Below are 18431 nucleotides of genomic sequence, written 5' to 3' on the forward strand. Positions count from 1 at the left end.
GGGAATCCCTTTCAGAAGGTGCGGCTGTAGGAGGCGGTGAGCTTCACGTCGTTGCGGTCGGACTTGCCGTAGAAGCCGTGGGTGCGCAGGCGCGCCGGGAATATGCCAAAGGCGGCGCCCTTGAGTGCGCCGCTCAGGGCTTGGTAGGTCAGGCTCAGGTCGATCTCGTCGGCCGTGGTATTGCCCCGTCCCGGGTTCCTGACCGCCCAGCCACGGTTGACGCTGGCTCCGATCGCCAGGCCCGGCAAGCCGATGTGGTTGCCAACCTGGCAGGCGACGGCGGCCTTGAGCACGCGCGTGCCGTCCCAGACGAAATCGTCAAGCTGGCCCCAGGTCTGGATCCGGTTGCGGTTGTCGCTGTTGCCCCATGGGGTCAGGCGGAAATTCATCTCGCGCGAATCCGGCGCATGGGTCGCGCCGATACCCAGGCTCAGGCTCAGCGGACCGCTGGCGTAGGTGGTGCTGGCGCTGGCGTGCCACTCGTCGCGCGGGGCAGGGCTGGGTCCCAGTGCCGCCTGGTAGCGGCCCCAGAGGACATAGCCGGTCAGCCGGAGGCTGCGCTTTTCAGCTAGCGGCCAGGCGCGGCTGGCCGCTACCTGCGCATTGCGGCGATAGCTGCTGCCTTCGCCGATGCCGGCATCGACGTAGTTGCCGCCGTCCGCGTCGCGGCGCAGGCCGATGCTGTGGACATGGGCGATGCGCCGGGCAGTGCCCGCGTACGCGCCCCGGTTCTGGTGCCACGCATTGGTCATGGGGCGGAAGGTGTCGTCCCACTCATTGCGGAAGCGGTCAGCCCAGCCATAGGCGGCCTCCCAGCCGGAAGCGCGGTACGTCAGCTCGGCGCCGCGATAGGCATGCGGATGCAGGCCGCCGGAGGTGCCGAGCGTGCCGACGGTGATCGGCGCATAGCCTGCGCGCACTTGCCAGCCGTCTCCCGACGGCGTGCTGCGCCACTTCAGCGCGGCCTGCGCCAAGACTGCGTAGCTCTTGTCCGTGTTGTCGCCATAGTCGTGGTAGAGCACTTCGGAAAGACCGATGCCGGGCGCCAGCCGCAGGTTGGCAAACGCCGACAGGTCCGCGCCCAGGAAGCCCCAGGGGCCAGCCGCATAGCCCGAGCGCCAGTCCAGCCCAAGGCCGAGCGCGTTGACGTGGATGTCGCCCCAATGATCGGTGGCGTGCCGGTTGCGTGAATAGAAGGCGGTGCTGAGCGTGGTTTCGGACTTCGAAAACAGGCTCGGCACCTCCTCGGGGCGCCATGGCCGCGCCGTGCCGGGCGTCAGCTCGCCTTCATCGCCGATGCCGTCCGGGGCTTCCAGCGCCCAGGCATTGCAGGCCGTGGCGATGAGGACAAGGCAGAACGTTTGATAGCGGGGCACATACTCTCCATGTTGGCAGTAACGGGAAATCGATTCCGGCGACAACCAGCGCGGGCGAGCGCAGGCGGGCACGCCGGTGTCTTGACGAAGGCGGTCGTTGCAGGCAAGGGGGGAAGACGAAGGGAACTGCGGGTGCCGGCGCTGCAGCGCGGGTCTGGCCTGCGCGGCCAGCGCGCATCAGGCCGTAAAACGTGCGTGGGAAGCGATACCCTCCTCAACGATTGCGCTGTCGATGGACGGGGATTCTGGTTTTTTCAGGAAGGGGTTTGAATCGGCGAACGCTTAATTCGCCTGGCGACGGCGGCGCGTTGCCACGTTACCGTGCAGGAACTTATGGGTTGCCGGAGAGGGGCGTGAGCGGGCGGCGCCGCCCCGCAGGCGTGCGGTCGCGGCGACAGATGGCGTGTGCCCGCCGGCCGACGACAGGCAGTCGGTGTCGCGTGGGCTAGCCCCACGCGTGCCGGCGCGGTTCCTGGCCGGCGGGCTGTTTCCCGCCGGACTGTGTCAGGTCAGGCGCTCGCGGTAAAGTCGGTAATTTTCGTCATCGAAGCAGACAAAGGTGATCTGCTCGATCTCCGGTGCCTCGGCCAGCGCCTCGCGCACTGCGGCGATGGCGATATCCGCCGCGCGCTCGCGCGGGAAAGCGTAGATGCCGGTGCTGATATTGGGAAAGGCCAGCCGGCGCAGGTGATGCTGCGCGGCCACGCGGATGCTGTTGCGGTAGGCGTTGGCCAGCAGTTCGTCCTCGCCCTTGCCGCCGCCTTGCCAGACCGGCCCGACCGCGTGGATCACGTACGGCGCCGCCAGGCGGCCGCCGGTGGTGATCACCGCCTCGCCGGTTGGGCAACCGCCCTGCGCGTCGCGGATCGCGCGGCAGGCCTCCATGATGGCGGGGCCGCCGGCCCCGTGGATGGCGCCGTCTACGCCGCCGCCGCCTAACAGGCCGCTATTGGCAGCGTTGACGATGGCATCGACTTCCATCCGGGTGATATCGCCATGGACTACCTGCAAGTGCTCGCCGCTCATAGTGTCTCCTGCGCTGTGGAGGGAGGGCCGCCGGACAGCCGCTTGGTCGGTCAGGCCGGCGGGAGGCTGCTTTGTGCTACATGGTGTACTACATGGACTGCTCAAGCATACGCCGATAATCCGCGGCGCTGGCTTCTTTCGGGTTGGTCTTGTGGCAGTGGTCGACCAATGCGCCGGCAATCACCTTGTCGAACATGTCCTCGGTGACGCCCATCTGGCGCAGCCCGGTGGGCAGGCCCAGGCGCGCGGTCATGTCGTGCACGGCCTGCGCGATATCGGCGCCGTCGGGCAGGTGCATGGCGCGGCGCAGGCGCGCGTAGCGGTCGTCGCGCACCACCGTGGGCGCGTCGGCGTTGAAGCGCAGCACCGCGGGCATCACCACGGCATTGAGCGTGCCGTGGTGCAGGCCGGTGCGTCCGTCGATTTTCAGCCCGCCCAGCGGGTGCGACAGCGAATGCACGCAGCCCAGCCCCTTCTGGAACGCCATCGCGCCCTGCATCGATGCGCTCATCATGTTCAGGCGCGCGTCGCGGTCCTGGCCGTCGCGGGTGGCGCGCTCGATATGCCCCCAGCCGCGCTCCAGGCCGTCCAGCGCTATGCCGTCCGCGGGCGGGTTGAAGGCGGGGGCCAGGAAGGTCTCGATGCAGTGCGCAATCGCGTCCATGCCGGTGGCCGCGGTCAGGCCGGCGGGCAGCCCCAGCGTCAGTTCCGGGTCGCAGACGGCGGACTTGGGCAGCAGGTGCCAGGAATGGAAGCCCAGCTTGCGGCCATCGTCCAGGATGATGATGGCGCCGCGCGCCACCTCGCTGCCGGTGCCGGAGGTGGTGGGCACCGCGATCAGCGGCGCCGCCTTGTCGGTGATCCTGCCGCTGCCGCCTTCGATGGTGGCATAGGTGGTCAGCTCGCCCTCATGCGTGGCCAGGATGGCGATGCCCTTGGCCAGGTCGATCGACGATCCGCCGCCCACCGCCACCAGCCCGTCGCAACCTTGCTCGCGGCACAGCGCGGAGGCCTTGCGCACCATGGCCTCGGTCGGGTTCGACGGGGTCTCGTCGAACACCGCGACCGGCAGGCCCTGCATCGCATCGATGGCGCGTTGCGCCACGCCCGCGGCGACCACGCCCTTGTCCGTCACCAGCAGCGGGCGGCGGATGCCGATGCGCTCGCATTCGGCCTTGAGCAGGCTTACCGCGCCAAAATCCAGGTGGATGTGGGTCAGATAATAGATAAACGCCATGTTTGCTTGTCTCCTGCCGGGATCTGCTGCGAAATCGTTCTTCAGCATGTGTGTGGAAGATTGCTCGCCACGCGCGCCGTCCTGGGGTTCAATGGGGCCGCAGTATTGTTTCCGGAGCCCTCGGGATCGCTTCAGCCGATCATCGCGCAAAAACTCGCCGCGTGGCAGGTTGAGCGGGACTTTTCGGGGTTATCTCGTACTGCCGGGTTCCGGAAACATCTGGCATCATACTAAAATCGAACGATCGTTCACTATTCGAACTTCTCCCGATGCGGGCGACGCGGCAGTTTCTGCGCGGCGCTGGCGCCGGGTCTGGATCCGCGTCATTCCTTATGCCCGCCGTACCGTCTTCCAACCCTGCAGCGCCTGCCACGCCCGGCCTGCCCTCCAGCCCGCTCGACCCGCAGGTGGCCGCGCTGCTGGAGCTGATCGCGCGCGTCAAGCGGCCGCCGATCCACGCCATGGACCCGGAAGACGCCAAGATTGCCTACGAGAAAAGCGCGCCCATCCTGGACATCAACCCGCCGCCGGTGCACATGGCGGAAGACTTGCTGGTGCCGGCACGCGACGGCCACGCCATTCCGGTCAGGCTGTACACCCCGCGCGAGGCCAGCTGGACCGAGCCGCTGCCCTTGCTGGTGTATTTCCATGGCGGCGGCTTCACGGTCGGCAGCGTCAATTCGCACGATCCGCTGTGCCGGATGCTGTGCGGGCAGGCGGACTGCATGGTGCTGTCGGTGGATTACCGGCTCGGGCCGCAATGGCGTTTTCCGACTGCGGCCAACGATGCCTTCGACGTGTTGCACTGGGTCTTCGCCGAAGCCGACAAGCTGGGCGCCGACCCGGCGCGCATTGCGCTGGGCGGTGACAGCGCTGGCGGCACGCTGGCGGCCGCCGGCGCGGTCGAGGCCCGCAATACCGGCCTGGCACCGGTGCTGCAGTTGCTGATCTATCCCGGCACCTGCGCGCGCCAGGACACGCCGTCGCACCGCGCGCTGGCCGACGGCTACCTGCTGACCGCGGACATGATCCGCTGGTTCTTTGCCCAGTACCTGGACCGGGAGGCCAGCCGCGACGACTGGCGCTTCGCCCCGCTGGACGGTGGCGGCACCGGCGCCGAGGTGCGCGGCGTCTGCCCGGCCTGGATCGCCGTGGCCGGCTACGACCCGTTGCACGACGAGGGCGTGGCCTACGCAGAGAAGCTGCGCGCCGCGGGCGTGGCCGCCACGCTGGCGGACTACCCCGGCATGATCCATGATTTCTTCAAGCTGGGCCGGTTCGTGCCGGCGGTGGCGCAGGCACATGCCGAAGCCGCTGCCGCGCTGCGCGCCGCGTTCGGCACAGCGCAAGACTGACCAGCCTCGCGGCCGGGCCACGCCGGCACCGGCCTTCATTTTTCAGCAGTGACTTGTAGCACAAGGAGACATAGTCAAAATGCAACGCCGCCACTTTATCGCCCGCGCGGGCATCGCCGCCGCCACCGCGGCACTGGGCCTTGCCGCCATGCCCGCCCAGGCACAGGCCGACAAGTTCCCGCAGCGCCCGATCCGCCTGGTGATCGGCTATACCGCCGGCGGCTCTACCGATATCCCGTTTCGCGTGCTCGCCGACAACGCCTCGAAGATCCTGGGCCAGCCCGTGATCGTCGAGAACAAGCCCGGTGCCGGCGGCGTGCTGCCCGCGCAGATGATGCAGACCGCCGCGCCCGACGGCTACACGCTGGCCCAGGTCGCCATGCCGGTCTACCGTCTGCCATACACCACCAAGATCAACTGGGACCCGGTCAAGGACCTGAGCTACGTCATCAACCTCGCCGGCTACTCGTTCGGCCTGGTGGTGCCGGCCGATTCGCCGATCAAGACGATGCAGGAGTACATCGCCTACGCCAAGGCCAATCCGGGCAAGCTGACCTACGGCTCGCCGGGCTCGATGACCACGCTGCACCTGACCATGGAAGAGCTGGCCATGAAGCAGGGCGTGCAGTTCTCGCACATTCCCTACAAGGGCAATTCCGAGTCGATGCAGGCGCTGCTGGGCGGCCACGTGATGTCGGTGGCCGACACGCCGGCATGGGCGCAGTACGTGGAGCAGGGCAAGCTGCGCCTGCTCTCGACCTGGGGCGAAAAGCGCTCGGCGCGCTTCCCCAATGTGCCGACGCTGAAGGAACTGGGCATGGGCATCGTGCAGACCTCGCCGTTCGGCCTGGTCGCGCCCAAGGGCACCGACCCGAAGATCGTGCAGAAGCTGCATGACGCCTTCAAGAAGGCCATGGACATGCCCAACTACCGCGAAGCGCTGGCCAAGTTCGACATGGAGCCGTACTACATGAACAGCCAGCAGTACGCGCAGTTCGCGGCCGACACCGTCAAGAAGGAAAAGGCGATCATCGAGAAGCTGGGGCTGGCCAAGGCGCAGTAAGCGCAATCAGCCTGCAGCCATCACAGCATCCATCCAGGCCGCCGCGCCTGCCGGCCCAGTCCGGCGGGCCGGCGGCCTGGTGTTTTGACAAGCACGACTACGAACAAGGAGACCACGCCGATGGCCAAAGAGGATTTCCGCCACAGCATCCCGCTGCGCGTGCGCTGGGCCGAAGTCGATCCGCAATCGATCGTCTTCAACGCGCACTACCTGACCTATTGCGATATCTGCGTGACCGAGTACTGGCGCGCGCTGGGCATCCGCTACCCGGAAGACGTGCTGCACGCGCACGGCGTGGATATCTTCGTGGTCAAGTCCACGCTGGAGTATCACGCCTCGGCGCGCTTTGACGATGAGCTGGAAATCCGCGGCCGCATGTCGCGGCTGGGGCGCTCCAGCATGCTGTTCCGGGTCGAGATGTTCCGCGGCGACGAACACCTGATCACCGGTGAGATCGTTTATGTGTGCGCGGATCCGGCCACGCAGAAATCGGCGGCGATTCCGGGGCCGGTGCGGGAGATCATCGAGGGGTATGAGGTGGTGAAGCCGGCTGCGTGATGTTTAACGGCACTGCTGGTTTGCTCCCCTACCTAGGAACCTTCGCTAACCCATTGTTTTTACTGGCACGAGAGCCAGACCATGTTTCAGCGCGAGCTTGCGCAGTACGCACTGTTCGGACTGCGCGGCGCGGGCCTGGTAATGCCGCAGGCCTTTTTCGACGTAGTCTGCGCCCTTGACCATGGTCTGCCAGAACAAGGCAGCGAGCTTGCGGGCGAGCGCCTTGTTGGCGATGAGTCCGCCCCGGCGGGCCTTGAGGCGGCGATAGAAGCCGCCCAGGGCCTTGTCTACGCTGTTGGCCAGGCTGCGTGCCATGTGGCAGAACAGTTCACCGGTGCGGTTGCGGTGGCGGGACTGGTGGCCATGGCGCTTGCCACTCTGATGGGCGCCGGGGGCGAGCCCGGTCCACGCCGTGAAGTGTTTTTCGCTGGGCCAACGGCTCAAGTCGGTGCCGACCTCGCCGATGACCAGCAGCAGCGAGTAGTCGGCCAGCCCCGGCAGTTGGGTGGGATCATTGCCGCCGCACAGTTGCAGCAGCATGCGGTGCAGGCCGTCGATCTTGGGCGTATGCGTGCCACCCGGCTTGGCCGGCGAGGCCGCCGGATCGTCGTCACGGTGCGGGCCGCTGAGCTCGTGCAGCACCTGTTCAATCGCGCGATCGCATTCGGCGATCTGGTGTTGGTAGAACTGCCACCCCTCAAAGGCTTGGCGTAGGGCAAACAGATGTTCGTCCTTCCACATGCCGCGCAACGATTCCTTGACCCGATCGGCCTTGTGCTTGCGGATTTGCACGTCGCATAGCGTCAGCAGGCAGGCGGGATCGCGCTGACCGGCCAGGATGGCCTCGATGACCTTGAGCCCACTGACACCGGTGAGGTCGCTGATGACCGCATGGAACTTGATGTTCATGCGCTCGAGCGCCTTTTGCATGTGTTGCACGTGGCTAGCGGCCATCGTGATGTGATCCTGGCGCAGGCGCAAATAGTCCTGCAGCCGGCGGATGGCGGCCGGGGGCACGAAGCCGGAGTGCAGCAGACCGTGCGCATGCAGCGTGGCCAGCCACTGACAGTCGGCCATGTCGGTCTTGCGTCCGGGCAGATTGCGTACCTGCCGGCCATTGACCACCAGAACCGTGATGCCGGCGGCCTCGAGCGCGCCGTACAGGTATAGCCAGTACACCCCGGTCGCCTCCATGGCCACCGAGCGCACGCCTTCATCACGCAGCCAGTTGATCAGCATCGACACGTCTTGGGTCATGGTGCCAAAGACCCGTGGCGTGTCACCCGCGATGGACACGTGCAACTTCTGGCTGCCCACGTCGATGCCGGTGGCGCGTTCATCCAATATCGGTAGCGTTTTCATCTGCGGCCTCCTCTTGCTCGGAAGGCTCGGCGCCAACGTGCCCGGTAGACACAAAAATGGAAACAAACCTACCTAGCGGGAAGCTAACAACGCTCACCAAACAAGCCGAATGTCATCTGCCGGAGCCAGTCTCTCCCACGGGCGACAGAATGTGCACCAGAGGGGACGCGGCCACACTGCGCGTCATGCCGAGTATCAACCACTGTAGTACTGGTTCCTGGTACGGCAAGTCGGCATGGGCCGCATGCGGCGGTCTCTCCCGCCTGCGCTTGCCTTTACCCACAACTTCCGGCGGCTTACTCGTTTTTCTGGAAGATCCGATACATTTCGGTGATTTCGTGCAAAACGAGGAAGCCGCGCCAGAGGACAGTAGCACCGGGGGGATCGTCGTTTTTGCGACCCAGGTAGCCACCGAGCTTGGCGATCCAAAGGACCGCTTCGCTGAGTTTGGGTGCCTGCTCCGGTGGCTTGGTTGTGCCGTGCGTGCGGCAGTACAAGGCCTGCCATTCGAGCGACTGCAATAGCACCGAGCAAGGGATATCGGCTTCAAGCCGGCCGAGCATGGTCGCGTACATGATGCGCCAGCCGATCACGGCGAACAGCGCCGTGGCGCGCAGGAACCGCTCCAGCGTCCCGAACTGCCGAGCCTCGATCTGGCAGCCACTTTTCAGGACACGATGCCAGGATTCAATGGTCCAGCGCCGGGCATACCAGCTCAGCCGTTCCAGCACATCTTCCAGCGTTTGGGTGGGCATCGAACTGAGCAACATCCATTCGAGCGGCTCAACACCTTCGGGCGGATCGATTTCCAGTGCGTGAATGGCAAACACTTCGAGGCTTGGTAGGGCCTCTGCGCCGCGGCTGCGCGGCGGTCGCAGTTGGACGGGCACACAGCGCAAAGCCAGTCGGGCGCTACGCGCTTGCCTGGCGCCACTCCTGGGCACGTGCAGGACGGTCTCCCCGAGTACGGGGGCCGCAGCAACCGTCTCCCACAGATACTTCTCTGGGTGATCCACGCCCCGATTCCAGGCGGCCCGCACCAACCAGTCCACCCCCGCTGGGCGCTGCGCCAGGAACACGTCGTACACATCGCCCTCGCGATCGCTGACGGCAACAAGGTGCGTGTCCGGACACTGCATCTTGAGCGGCTCAAGGCATTCCAGCCCCTCCAGCCACTTCACGCTTTCCTTGTCACGAATGGACAGCGCCCGGCGCTGCCTGGCCTTGCCCGATGCTTGCGGCGCACGCACCCACGTCTTCATGCTCAACACGCCCAGTGGCAGGCCCTCAGGCGTCACCGCCAGCACGCTGTGCAACATGAATCCGCGCAAATTGCCGCCCGTGCCGTGACCAAGTCCCTCAGTCGCGGGCAAATTTGCCAGATTGAATTCCGTGGTGTCCTGCACCGCCAATACGACAGGTACCTGCTGCATGCGACCCACGGTTTGAACGACGTGGCTCGCCAGTATTCCGTCCGGGTCGACCGCCTCATTATCAAAGAAGCGATATGCCGCCTTGAGTTGGGCACCACTCAAGGCCTGCGGGAACGAAACATGGGCTTTTTGCGCTAGTCCGCGCGCCAATGCCACAAGGCGCTGCGTGCGACGTGCATCGCCCAACTGAGCGCCACCGAATTCGTCGCTGGCCCAGTCTTCCAGATCTTCCGTATCAGACAAAATTGCCACCACTGATTGTCAACTTCCCCGAAGTTAACACCGTCCAATCCCGTTTACAACCTTTCCTATCGAGATGTGGGTAAAGACAAGCGCCTGCGGGAGAGGGGCCGGGGGAGAGCGCAGGCGCGTGCCTCGCGGCAAGCGGTGTAAGGCCGCGACGCTCTGGCCCTCTCCCTAGCCCTCTCCCGCAAGCGGGAGAGGGGACCGGCTCTCAGCAAAATTTGAGGGCCGTGGCAATAGCGATGCGGAGCCGCTTACTTGCCCAGCCCCGCATCCTCCATATACGCCCGGATCACGTCATCGAAGCTCGCGTCGCTCTGGAACCCCAGCGACAGCGCACGCTCCGCATTCCATGCCGCCGGCCAGGTGCCGACGATGTTTTCCACGCGCTCCTCACGCTCCCACGTCACGCGGTCCGCCACGGCATCGCCCGCCACGCGTCGCAGCGCGTCGACCATGCCGGCAGCCGTGACCGACAGGCCCGGCAGGTTCACCACGCGGCGGTTGCCCAGCCGTTCGCCGGTCAGTTCGATGCCGTTGACCAGCGCCGCCACGGCCGCGCGCGGCGACAGCAGCCACAGCGGCGTGTCACGTGCCACCGGGCAATTGGCGGTGACGCCCGACAGCGGCTCGCGGATGATGCCGCTGGCGAACGACGAGGCCGCCGCATTGGGCTTGCCCGGGCGCACGCTGATGGTGGGCAGGCGCAGCACGCGGCCGTCGGCAAAGCCGCGGCGGCTGTAGTCCGACAGCAGCAGCTCGCCGATGGCCTTCTGCACGCCATACGACGATTGCGGGTTCAGCGCGGTGTCGTCCTGCACCACCGGCGGCAACTGGCCGCCGTAGACCGCGACCGAGCTGGTGAACAGCACGCGCGGCTGGTGGCCCAGCTCGCGGCAGGTTTCCAGCAGTGCGCGCGAGGCGTCCAGGTTGACGCGCATGCCCAGGTCGAAATCGGCCTCGGCCTGGCCGCTGACGACGGCAGCCAGGTGGAACACGGCGCCGGTATCGGTGTCGATGGCCTGGCGCAGCACCGCAGGGTCGGACAGGTCGCCGGTGACCACGCGCACGCGCGCATCGTCCAGGCCTTGCGGCGCCACCACGTCCAGCAGCGTCAGGCGCCCGATGGCCACGGGCTGGCCGTCCAGGTTCAGGGCGCCGCGCTGCAGCAGCAGGCGGGCGAGTTGCAGGCCGAGGAAGCCGGCGCCGCCGGTAATCAGTACGTTCATGGCAGGATGGGAGCGGTTGTTCTTGGGGTTTGCCGCGATCAGCGGCCCAGGTAGGGCTTGAGCCAGCCCAGCCCCGCCGAAGTGCCGGCGCGCGGGCGGTATTCGCAGCCGATCCAGCCGCCGTAGCCGAGCGTGTCCATGGCCTCGAACAGGTAGGGGTAGTTCAGTTCGCCCACCTCCGGCTCATGGCGCTCGGGCACGCCGGCGATCTGGATATGGCCGATGCCCGCGATGTCGCGCCTGAGCTTCATTGCGATATCGCCTTCGACGATCTGGCAGTGGTAGCAGTCGAACTGCACCTTCAGGTTGGCCGCGCCGACTTCCTTGCAGATGGCCTGGCCGTCGTCCTGGCGGTTCAGGAAATAGCCCGGCATGTCGCGCGTGTTGATCGGCTCGATCAGCACGGTCACGCCCTGGGCGGCGGCAGCCTTGGCGGCAAAGGCGAGGTTGTCGAGGTAGGTGGCGCGGCAGCGCGCGCGGTCGGCATCGGCAGGGATCAGGCCCGCCATCACGTGGATGCGGTCATTGCCGATCACGCCGGCGTATTCCAGCGCGCGGCCGATGGTGCCGCGGAATTCCGCCTCGCGCCCGGGCAGGGCGGCCAGGCCGCGTTCGCCCGCTGCCCAGTCGCCCGGCGGCGCATTGAACAGCGCCTGCGCGAGACCGTTCGCGTCCAGGCGCGCGCGCAGTTCGGCGGCGGCGTGCTCGTACGGGAACAGGTACTCCACCGCCTGGAAGCCGTCCGCCGCGGCAGCGGCGAAGCGGTCCAGGAAAGCGTGCTCGTGGTACATCATCGACAGGCTTGCGGCGAAGCGCGGCATGGGAACTCCAAAGCGATAGCAGGGGCGGGCCCGGCCGCGGCCGGGCCCGCCGGGTTCAACGATTGACCAGTTTAGCTGGCGTCAGCCACACCAGCGCGGCGCCGACCACCAGGATCGCCGACAGCACATACATGCTCGACTGCGTGCTGTGGGTCAGGTCGGTCAGGTAGCCCACCATGTACGGCGCGACAAAGCCGGCCAGGTTGCCCACCGAGTTGACCACGGCAATCCCCGAGGCGGCGGCGATGCCGGTCAGGAACGAGGTCGGCAGCGACCAGAACAGCGGTGCGCAGGTCAGCACACCGGCGGCGGCCAGCGACAGTGCGGCGATGGCCACTCCCGTATTCTTGGTGAACGAAGCGGCAATGGCAAAGCCCACCGCGCCCATCAGCGCCGGCACGATCAGGTGCCAGCGGCGTTCGCGGCGCGCATCGGCGCTGTGGCCCAGGATGTTCATCACGACCACGGCGCAGAGGAAGGGGATGGCCGACAGCAGGCCGATATTGAGGTTGCCGGTGACGCCGCTGGTTTTCACCAGCGTGGGCATCCAGAAGGTCAGCGCGTACTGGCCGGTGACGAAGCAGAAGTAGATCAGGCACATCCACCACACGCGGCGGTCGGCGAACACCGCGCCCAGCGAGTGGCCGTGGGCCGTGCCGGCGGCGGTGGCGGCGCTCTGGGCGCTGCGCTGGTCTTCCTCGATATTGCGCTTGAGCACGCGCTTTTCATCGGCGTCGAGCCACGGCGCCTTGTCGATGCCGTCGCGCAGCACGAACACCGTTACCACGCCGATCACAAACGCGGGCAGCGCCTCGAGCAGGAACATCCATTGCCAGCCGCGCAGGTCGTGCGTGCCGTTGAAGGCGTCCATGATCAGGCCCGACAGCGGGTTGCCGAACATGCCCGCGATCGGGATGCCCGACATGAACAGCGCGATAATCCTGGCGCGGCGGTTGGCCGGGAACCAGTAGGTCAGGTACAGGATCACGCCGGGGTAGAAGCCCGCTTCGGCCAGGCCGAGCAGGAAGCGCATCGCGTAGAACTGGGTCGGCGTCTTCACGAACAGGAACAGCGCCGAGATGATGCCCCACGTGATCATGATGCGCGCGATCCAGATGCGCGCGCCGATGCGATGCATCAGCAGGTTGCTGGGCACCTCGAACAGGAAGTAGCCGATAAAGAACAGGCCGGCGCCGAGGCCGAACACGGTTTCGGTGAAGGCCAGGTCCTGGGCCATCTGCAGCTTGGCGAAGCCGACGTTGACGCGGTCCAGGTAGGCAACCACGTAGCACAGCATCAGGAACGGCATGATGCGCCAGAACACCTTGTTGTAGGCGCGTTTCTCGACTAAGGCGTCGCTGTCCAGCCGGGCATTGCCGCCCAGGCTGTCAAGGGCGGGCACGCTTGCCGCCGGTTGGTTTGGGTTCACGGTAGTCTCCGGGTATGGTGGTGGGTCTAGTAATGCGGCGGCGCGCGGAATGCAGGCATGCGCGTCCCCCGCACGGTGGCCGCAAGGCAACCGCGCCGGGTGAAGCCGTCGTTTATCGGGGAAAAGCGGTGTTACCAGCGCGCCTGGAAGGCGTCGCGCAACTCAGCCAGTGCGCTGTCCGGCAGCGCCGCGCGGGCGGCAAAGCCCGGCACGTCTTTCATCGTCATCCATAGCTTGGCGGTCTCCTCCAGTTCTTCCAGCGCGAACGCGGCGCGCGAGACGCTGGACTCCCACACCACCGGCCCGAGGCGCTCCAGCAGCACGCCGCGCACCTGCGCGGCCAGCGTGGCCACGCGCGCGGCCACTGCCGGATCGCCGGGGCGATGGTAGGGAATCAGCGGGATATGGCCGACCTTCATCACGTAGTAAGGCGTGAGCGGCGGCAGTACGTCGTCCGGTTGCCAGACACCGGCCAGCGTCAGGGCCACGAGGTGCGTCGAGTGCGTATGCACCACGGCGTGCGCCCCGGGGTTGTTGTCGTAGATCGCGCGATGCAGCGTCAGCGTCTTGGACGGCTTGTCGCCCGACACCCAGCGGCCATCGGTGGCCACCTTGGCGACGGCGGCAGGATCCATCATGCCCAGGCAGGCATCGGTCGGCGTGATCAGCCAGCCGTCGTCCAGCCGCGCGCTGATATTGCCGGCCGAGCCCACGGTATAGGCGCGCTGGTACAGGCTGGCGCCGATGCGGCAGATCTCTTCGCGCAGTTTGCTTTCGGTACTCATGCCTGGCCTCCAAGCTGGCGCAGCGCCTCGTCAAAGAAGTCCGGGCCGCCGAAGTTGCCCGACTTGAGCGCCAGCGCCAGTGGCTTCGCGTCCAGCGTGACGGTGGCCGGCACGCCCGGTGCAATCTGCGCGCCGATGCGCAAGGCGCGCACGCCCAGCGCCTGCACCACCGCGCCCGAGGTTTCGCCGCCCGCGACCACGAAGCGGCGCGTGCCGTGTGCCAGCAGCCCGGCGGCAACCGTGGCCAGGCATTGTTCGACCAGATGGCCGGCGCGCTCCACGCCCAGCTCGGCCTGCACGGCCTTGACCTGGTCGGGGCTGGAGGTCGCATAGATCAGTACCGGCTCGTCATGGCCGGCGGCAAAGGCCAGCGCCGCTTCGGCCACGGCTTCGCCGCGCGCCAGCGCCAGCGGGTCGATGCGCAGCGCCGGGCGGCCTTGTTCCAGCCAGCGTGCCACCTGGCCGTTGGTCGCGCGCGAGGCGCTGCCGGCCAGCACCACGCCCGGGCCGTCGATGGCGGGAACCGCGTCGGCATCGCCGCGCTGCGGCAGCAGGCCGGCGCGGCGGAAGTTCTCGGGCAGGCCCAGCGCGATGCCGGAGCCGCCGGTGATCAGCGGCAGGCCGGCGCAGGCTTCGCCCAGCGTGAACAGGTCCGCGTCTGACACCGCATCGGCAATCGCCAGCCGCACGCCGTCGCTGCGCAGCGCGGCAATGCGCTCGGCCGTGGCCTGCGCGCCGCGCGCCACGGCGTCGTAGCGCAACAGGCCCACTTCGTCCTTGCTCTGGCGCTGCAGCACGCGCACCAGGTTGGCATCGGTCATCGGCGTCAGCGGATGGTGTTCCATGCCCGATTCATTGAGCAGCACGTCGCCCACGAACAGGTGGCCGCGGAAGATGGTGCGGCCGTTCTCCGGGAAGGCCGGGCAGGCGATGGTGAAGTCGCTGTCCAGCGCCGCCAGCAGCGCCTCGGCCACCGGCCCGATATTGCCGGCATCGGTCGAGTCGAAGGTCGAGCAGTACTTGAAGACAAACTGGCGGCAGCCCTGCGCACGCAGCCATTGCAGCGCGGCCAGCGACTGGGCCACGGCCTCGACAGCCGGGATGGTGCGGGACTTGAGCGCGACCACCAGCGCATCGGCTGCGCCGATGTCCTGCACGGCGCCCACATCGGGCAGGCCAATGGTCTGCACCGTGCGCATGCCGTTGCGCACCAGGGTGTTGGCAAGATCGGTGGCGCCGGTGAAATCGTCGGCGATGCAGCCCAACAGCGGGCGATGGGGGCGGTGGGCGAGGGTGCCTGCGGTCATCTTCGCTTCCCCCGCTTACCCGGCCTTGCCCGGCAGCTCGATGCCCGGGAAGATCTTGATCACGGCCGAATCGTCCTCGCCGCCATGGCCGGCGGTGGACGCCATCATGAACATCTGGTGCGCGGCCGCTGACAGTGGCAGGGGGAATTTGCTGTGGCGCGCGGTGTCGAGCACCATGCCCAGGTCCTTGACGAAGATGTCGACCGCCGACAGCGGCGTGTAGTCGCCCTTCAGGATATGCGGCACGCGGTTCTCAAACATCCACGAGTTGCCCGCGCTGTGCGTGATCACGTCATAGAGCGCGTCCGGGTCCACGCCTTCGCGCAGGCCCAGCGCCATGGCCTCGGCCGCCGCTGCGATATGCACGCCGGCCAGCAGCTGGTTGATGATCTTGACCTTGGAGCCCGCGCCGTGCGCGGCGCCCAGGCGATACACCTTGCCGGCGATGGCGGCCAGCACGTCCTCGGCCAGCGCATAGGCTTCGGCGGGTCCCGACGTCATCATCGTCATCTCGCCGCTGGCGGCGCGCGCGGCGCCGCCCGAGACCGGCGCGTCCAGCATCAGCAGGCCCTGTTCGGCGAGCCGGCGGCCCAGCGCCTCGGCAAAGCCCGGTGGCACCGTGGCGCTGGCGATCACCAGCTTGCCCGGCTCCATCGCCGCCGCGGCACCGTTGGCGCCGAACAGCACCGCCTCGGTCTGCTGCGCATTGACCACCAGCGTCAGCACCACGTCGCAGCGGCTGCCCAGCTCGGCGGGCGCGGCGCACGGCACGCCGCCGGCATCGGCAAAGCGCTGCAGCACTTCGGGGCGCAGGTCGCACGCGTGCACATTGAAGCCGGCACGCAGCAGCGACTGCGCGACGCCAAAGCCCATGGCACCAAGGCCGATGACGCCGATATTCCTGGACATGAAGGGACTCCTGAAACAGATACGGATGATTCGATGGTCTGGGGTTGCGCGCGCGTCAGTTGGTGGCGCCGTGCGCTTCGCCGCTCTCGTCTGCGCCCTGCTGGGCCAGCCGGTGCGCGGCGTTGTACATATGGTTCTGCGCGGCATTGCGCGCGGCCAGCGGGTCGCCGGCGCGGATGGCGGCGACGATGGCCTGGTGTTCTTCGCGCACCTGGCGTGAAAAGTCCGCGCGGCGCGCCTCGTTGGTCCGCGTCACGCGCGTGGCGGCTTCCAGGTACTGGCTGAGGAAGGCCAGCGTCTTCAGGAAATACGGGTTGCCGGTGGCCTCGGCGATGGCGCGATGGAACGCTACATCAGCGGCCACACCGTCGCCGCCGTGCGCGACCTCTTCGTCGAGGCGGGCGAGCGCGGCGTCGATGGCCGCCATCGACGCATCGGTACGGCGCCGGGCGGCCTGCGCGGCCACCTCGGCCTCGATCGCGCGGCGCAGCTCGACGATCTGCAGCACCGATTCCAGCGTGCCGGTGTCGGTGTAGTCGATGCGCAGCGGCCGGATGCCGGCCTGCAGCGTCACGAACACGCCGCTGCCCTGGCGCGACTCGACCACGCCTTCGTACTTGAGCCGGGAGATGGCCTCGCGCACCACGGTGCGGCTGACGCCGAACTCCTCGGACAGGACCGCCTCGGTCGGCAGCTTGTCGCCGCGGGCAAAGGCGCCGTTCTGGATCTTGTCCAGCAGTTGTTCGGCGACGTTGTCGGTGAGGGCGCGGGCAGGGACTTTCTGGAACACGGCAGCTTCCCGGGTTATTCGGTAATCATGTCATCATACAAATTTGCAAACAGGATGCCGACCCCGGGCTAACCCTGATATGGTGCAGATTTAGGACAGACAATGCGGCGAATGATCCGCTTTGGTGCATCTGCGGTCACTGCACATTGGCGTATCATGGGCGCCCGGCGGTAACTCAAGCCGCTGTTATCCACCTTTGCCTGATTGCACTGCCATGTCCGTCACCGTCCTGATCTGCCCCTGGTCCGAAGCCCGCGAACGCGCGCGCGCCATCCGCTACACCGTTTTTGTCGAGGAGCAGGGCGTGCCGGTGGAACTGGAATGGGACGAATGGGACGAGCCGAGCTGGCACGCGCTGGCGCTGGCCGAGGACGGCACCCCGGTGGCCACTGGCCGGCTGCTGCCCGATGGCCATATCGGGCGCATGGCGGTGCTGCAGTCAGCGCGCGGCACCGGCGTCGGCGCGCTGGTGCTGGAGGCACTGATGAGCAAGGCTGAAGCGCTGGGCTATCCGGAACTGGTGCTGAACGCGCAGACGCACGCGGCGCCGTTCTATGCGCGCGTGGGTTTTGCGCAGGTGGGACCGGAATTCGAAGAGGCGGGCATCCCGCACGTGGAGATGCGCAAGCGGCTGGTCGGCTGAGCCGCAGCGGTCAGCGCGGCGCCTGCACGATGCCGGTGTCGCGCGACAGGTTCAGCTTGCCGTGATAGGACACATCGCCGATGCGGCCGCCGGCGTCGAAGCTGCGCTCGCTCAGGTCGAAACGGCCATCGTGGCGCACCCGCAGTACCGTGCTGGCGCGCGTGCCGTACAGCGGCGAGCGGATAAACGCGGACGACAGCAGCTTTTCCCACTCCGGCGCAACGCCCGTGGAAGGCAGCTCGAAATCCGCCGCCTGGCGCTCGTCGGCCAGCATCTGCAGGTAGGGCTCGGCGCTTGCGTTGGCTTGTCCGCTGTCGGCGGCCAGCACTTCAGCCAGCGCACCCACGCGGCTGCGCACCTTGGGCCAGGGCGTGTCGAGCAGTGCGTTGGACAGGCCGTACAGCCCCGGGCGCAGCCGTTGCGGCTGGCGCGAGGCGGAGCGGTTGCTGTACCACCAGAGTTCACGCAGGTCGCTCGCCAGCAGGTTGAAGCCGTTGTAGCAGCCGTCTTCGCCGGCAAGGCCGTCCAGGTAGTCGAACGGCGCCTCGTGGCCGCGCAGGAAGCTGGCCACCAGTTCGCCGCGCGAACGGGCATCGGTGCGTTTTTCGGAAGGGGCGCGGTAGTTGGTCAGCGCGGCAAAGCGGCCGTCGGCGTTGACGCCCATCCAGGTGCCGGGCTCGCCGATGACTTCCGCCAGGTCGCGCCCGGCCAGCACCTGCGGCGCATCCTGCCACCAGTGCGCGGCCGCCGCGGGGCGGACATAGAATTCATCGCGGTTGCCGGCGACGACCAGGGCATAGTCAGGGTGGGATTGCCAGGCAACCAGGATCAGGCACATTGCTTTGCTTCCTTTGCCGCCGGGGGT

17 protein-coding genes are annotated in these 18431 nt (G+C 67.3%); 4 read left to right on the forward strand and 13 right to left on the reverse strand.

The window, feature by feature from the left end:
* Positions 1-11: 11 nt before the first annotated feature.
* From ACREYQ_RS06845 to ACREYQ_RS06855, 3 genes are all read right to left on the reverse strand, one after another.
* The gene (locus tag ACREYQ_RS06845; protein WP_432259998.1) at positions 12-1376 is read right to left on the reverse strand and encodes an OprD family outer membrane porin; all 1365 of its coding nucleotides are present in this window, start codon (positions 1374-1376) and stop codon (positions 12-14) included.
* A gap of 504 nt (positions 1377-1880) precedes the next feature.
* Positions 1881-2402, reverse strand: coding sequence for an O-acetyl-ADP-ribose deacetylase (locus ACREYQ_RS06850; protein ID WP_432259999.1), 522 nt, complete (start codon positions 2400-2402; stop codon positions 1881-1883).
* An 88-nt stretch (positions 2403-2490) separates the two neighbouring features.
* A complete protein-coding gene (locus ACREYQ_RS06855) occupies positions 2491-3639 on the reverse strand; it encodes an iron-containing alcohol dehydrogenase (protein ID WP_432260000.1) in 1149 nt (382 codons plus the stop codon).
* Positions 3640-3971: 332 nt separating this feature from the next.
* Here ACREYQ_RS06855 and ACREYQ_RS06860 point away from each other — a divergent pair, with 332 nt between their 5' ends.
* From ACREYQ_RS06860 to ACREYQ_RS06870, 3 genes are all read left to right on the forward strand, one after another.
* Positions 3972-4994 (forward strand): alpha/beta hydrolase, encoded by a 1023-nt coding sequence (locus ACREYQ_RS06860; protein WP_432260001.1) that lies wholly within the window; start codon positions 3972-3974, stop codon positions 4992-4994.
* A 79-nt stretch (positions 4995-5073) separates the two neighbouring features.
* A complete protein-coding gene (locus ACREYQ_RS06865) occupies positions 5074-6057 on the forward strand; it encodes a tripartite tricarboxylate transporter substrate binding protein (RefSeq protein WP_432260002.1) in 984 nt (327 codons plus the stop codon).
* Positions 6058-6177: 120 nt separating this feature from the next.
* Positions 6178-6615 (forward strand): YbgC/FadM family acyl-CoA thioesterase, encoded by a 438-nt coding sequence (locus tag ACREYQ_RS06870; protein WP_078196113.1) that lies wholly within the window; start codon positions 6178-6180, stop codon positions 6613-6615.
* 45 nt (positions 6616-6660) lie between these two features.
* On the opposite strand, the gene ACREYQ_RS06875 is transcribed toward ACREYQ_RS06870, so the two are convergent.
* The 9 genes from ACREYQ_RS06875 to ACREYQ_RS06915 form a co-directional block, all read right to left on the reverse strand.
* Complete coding sequence (locus ACREYQ_RS06875; protein ID WP_432257995.1) at positions 6661-7977, reverse strand: IS110 family transposase; 1317 nt, start codon at positions 7975-7977, stop codon at positions 6661-6663.
* Between the two features lie 296 nt (positions 7978-8273).
* On the reverse strand, positions 8274-9653 hold the full coding sequence (locus tag ACREYQ_RS06880; RefSeq protein ID WP_432260003.1) for an IS4 family transposase: 1380 nt from the start codon (positions 9651-9653) through the stop codon (positions 8274-8276).
* Positions 9654-9907: 254 nt separating this feature from the next.
* Positions 9908-10882, reverse strand: a complete 975-nt coding sequence (denD, locus tag ACREYQ_RS06885; RefSeq protein WP_432260004.1) for a D-erythronate dehydrogenase — start codon at positions 10880-10882, stop codon at positions 9908-9910.
* 38 nt (positions 10883-10920) lie between these two features.
* Positions 10921-11703, reverse strand: coding sequence for a 2-oxo-tetronate isomerase (otnI, locus tag ACREYQ_RS06890; RefSeq protein ID WP_432260005.1), 783 nt, complete (start codon positions 11701-11703; stop codon positions 10921-10923).
* A gap of 55 nt (positions 11704-11758) precedes the next feature.
* Entirely contained in the window at positions 11759-13132 is a 1374-nt protein-coding gene (locus ACREYQ_RS06895) for an MFS transporter (protein WP_432260006.1), read from the reverse strand.
* 131 nt (positions 13133-13263) lie between these two features.
* Complete coding sequence (locus ACREYQ_RS06900) at positions 13264-13917, reverse strand: aldolase (RefSeq protein WP_432260007.1); 654 nt, start codon at positions 13915-13917, stop codon at positions 13264-13266.
* Positions 13914-15224, reverse strand: coding sequence for a 3-oxo-tetronate kinase (gene otnK / locus ACREYQ_RS06905; RefSeq protein ID WP_432260008.1), 1311 nt, complete (start codon positions 15222-15224; stop codon positions 13914-13916). The genes ACREYQ_RS06900 and otnK overlap by 4 nt, the downstream gene beginning before the upstream one ends.
* Before the next feature lie 15 nt (positions 15225-15239).
* Complete coding sequence (gene ltnD / locus ACREYQ_RS06910; protein WP_432260009.1) at positions 15240-16133, reverse strand: L-threonate dehydrogenase; 894 nt, start codon at positions 16131-16133, stop codon at positions 15240-15242.
* A gap of 55 nt (positions 16134-16188) precedes the next feature.
* On the reverse strand, positions 16189-16923 hold the full coding sequence (locus tag ACREYQ_RS06915) for a FadR/GntR family transcriptional regulator (protein ID WP_432260010.1): 735 nt from the start codon (positions 16921-16923) through the stop codon (positions 16189-16191).
* Positions 16924-17137: 214 nt separating this feature from the next.
* On the opposite strand from ACREYQ_RS06915, the gene ACREYQ_RS06920 reads away from it, so the two are divergent.
* On the forward strand, positions 17138-17566 hold the full coding sequence (locus tag ACREYQ_RS06920) for a GNAT family N-acetyltransferase (RefSeq protein WP_432260011.1): 429 nt from the start codon (positions 17138-17140) through the stop codon (positions 17564-17566).
* Positions 17567-17576: 10 nt separating this feature from the next.
* Here the strand turns inward: ACREYQ_RS06920 and ACREYQ_RS06925 are convergent, their stop codons facing one another.
* Complete coding sequence (locus ACREYQ_RS06925) at positions 17577-18404, reverse strand: NRDE family protein (RefSeq protein ID WP_432260012.1); 828 nt, start codon at positions 18402-18404, stop codon at positions 17577-17579.
* Positions 18405-18431 lie beyond the last annotated feature (27 nt).

The organism is Cupriavidus sp. TMH.W2, from assembly GCF_050847365.1.
Lineage (GTDB): Bacteria > Pseudomonadota > Gammaproteobacteria > Burkholderiales > Burkholderiaceae > Cupriavidus.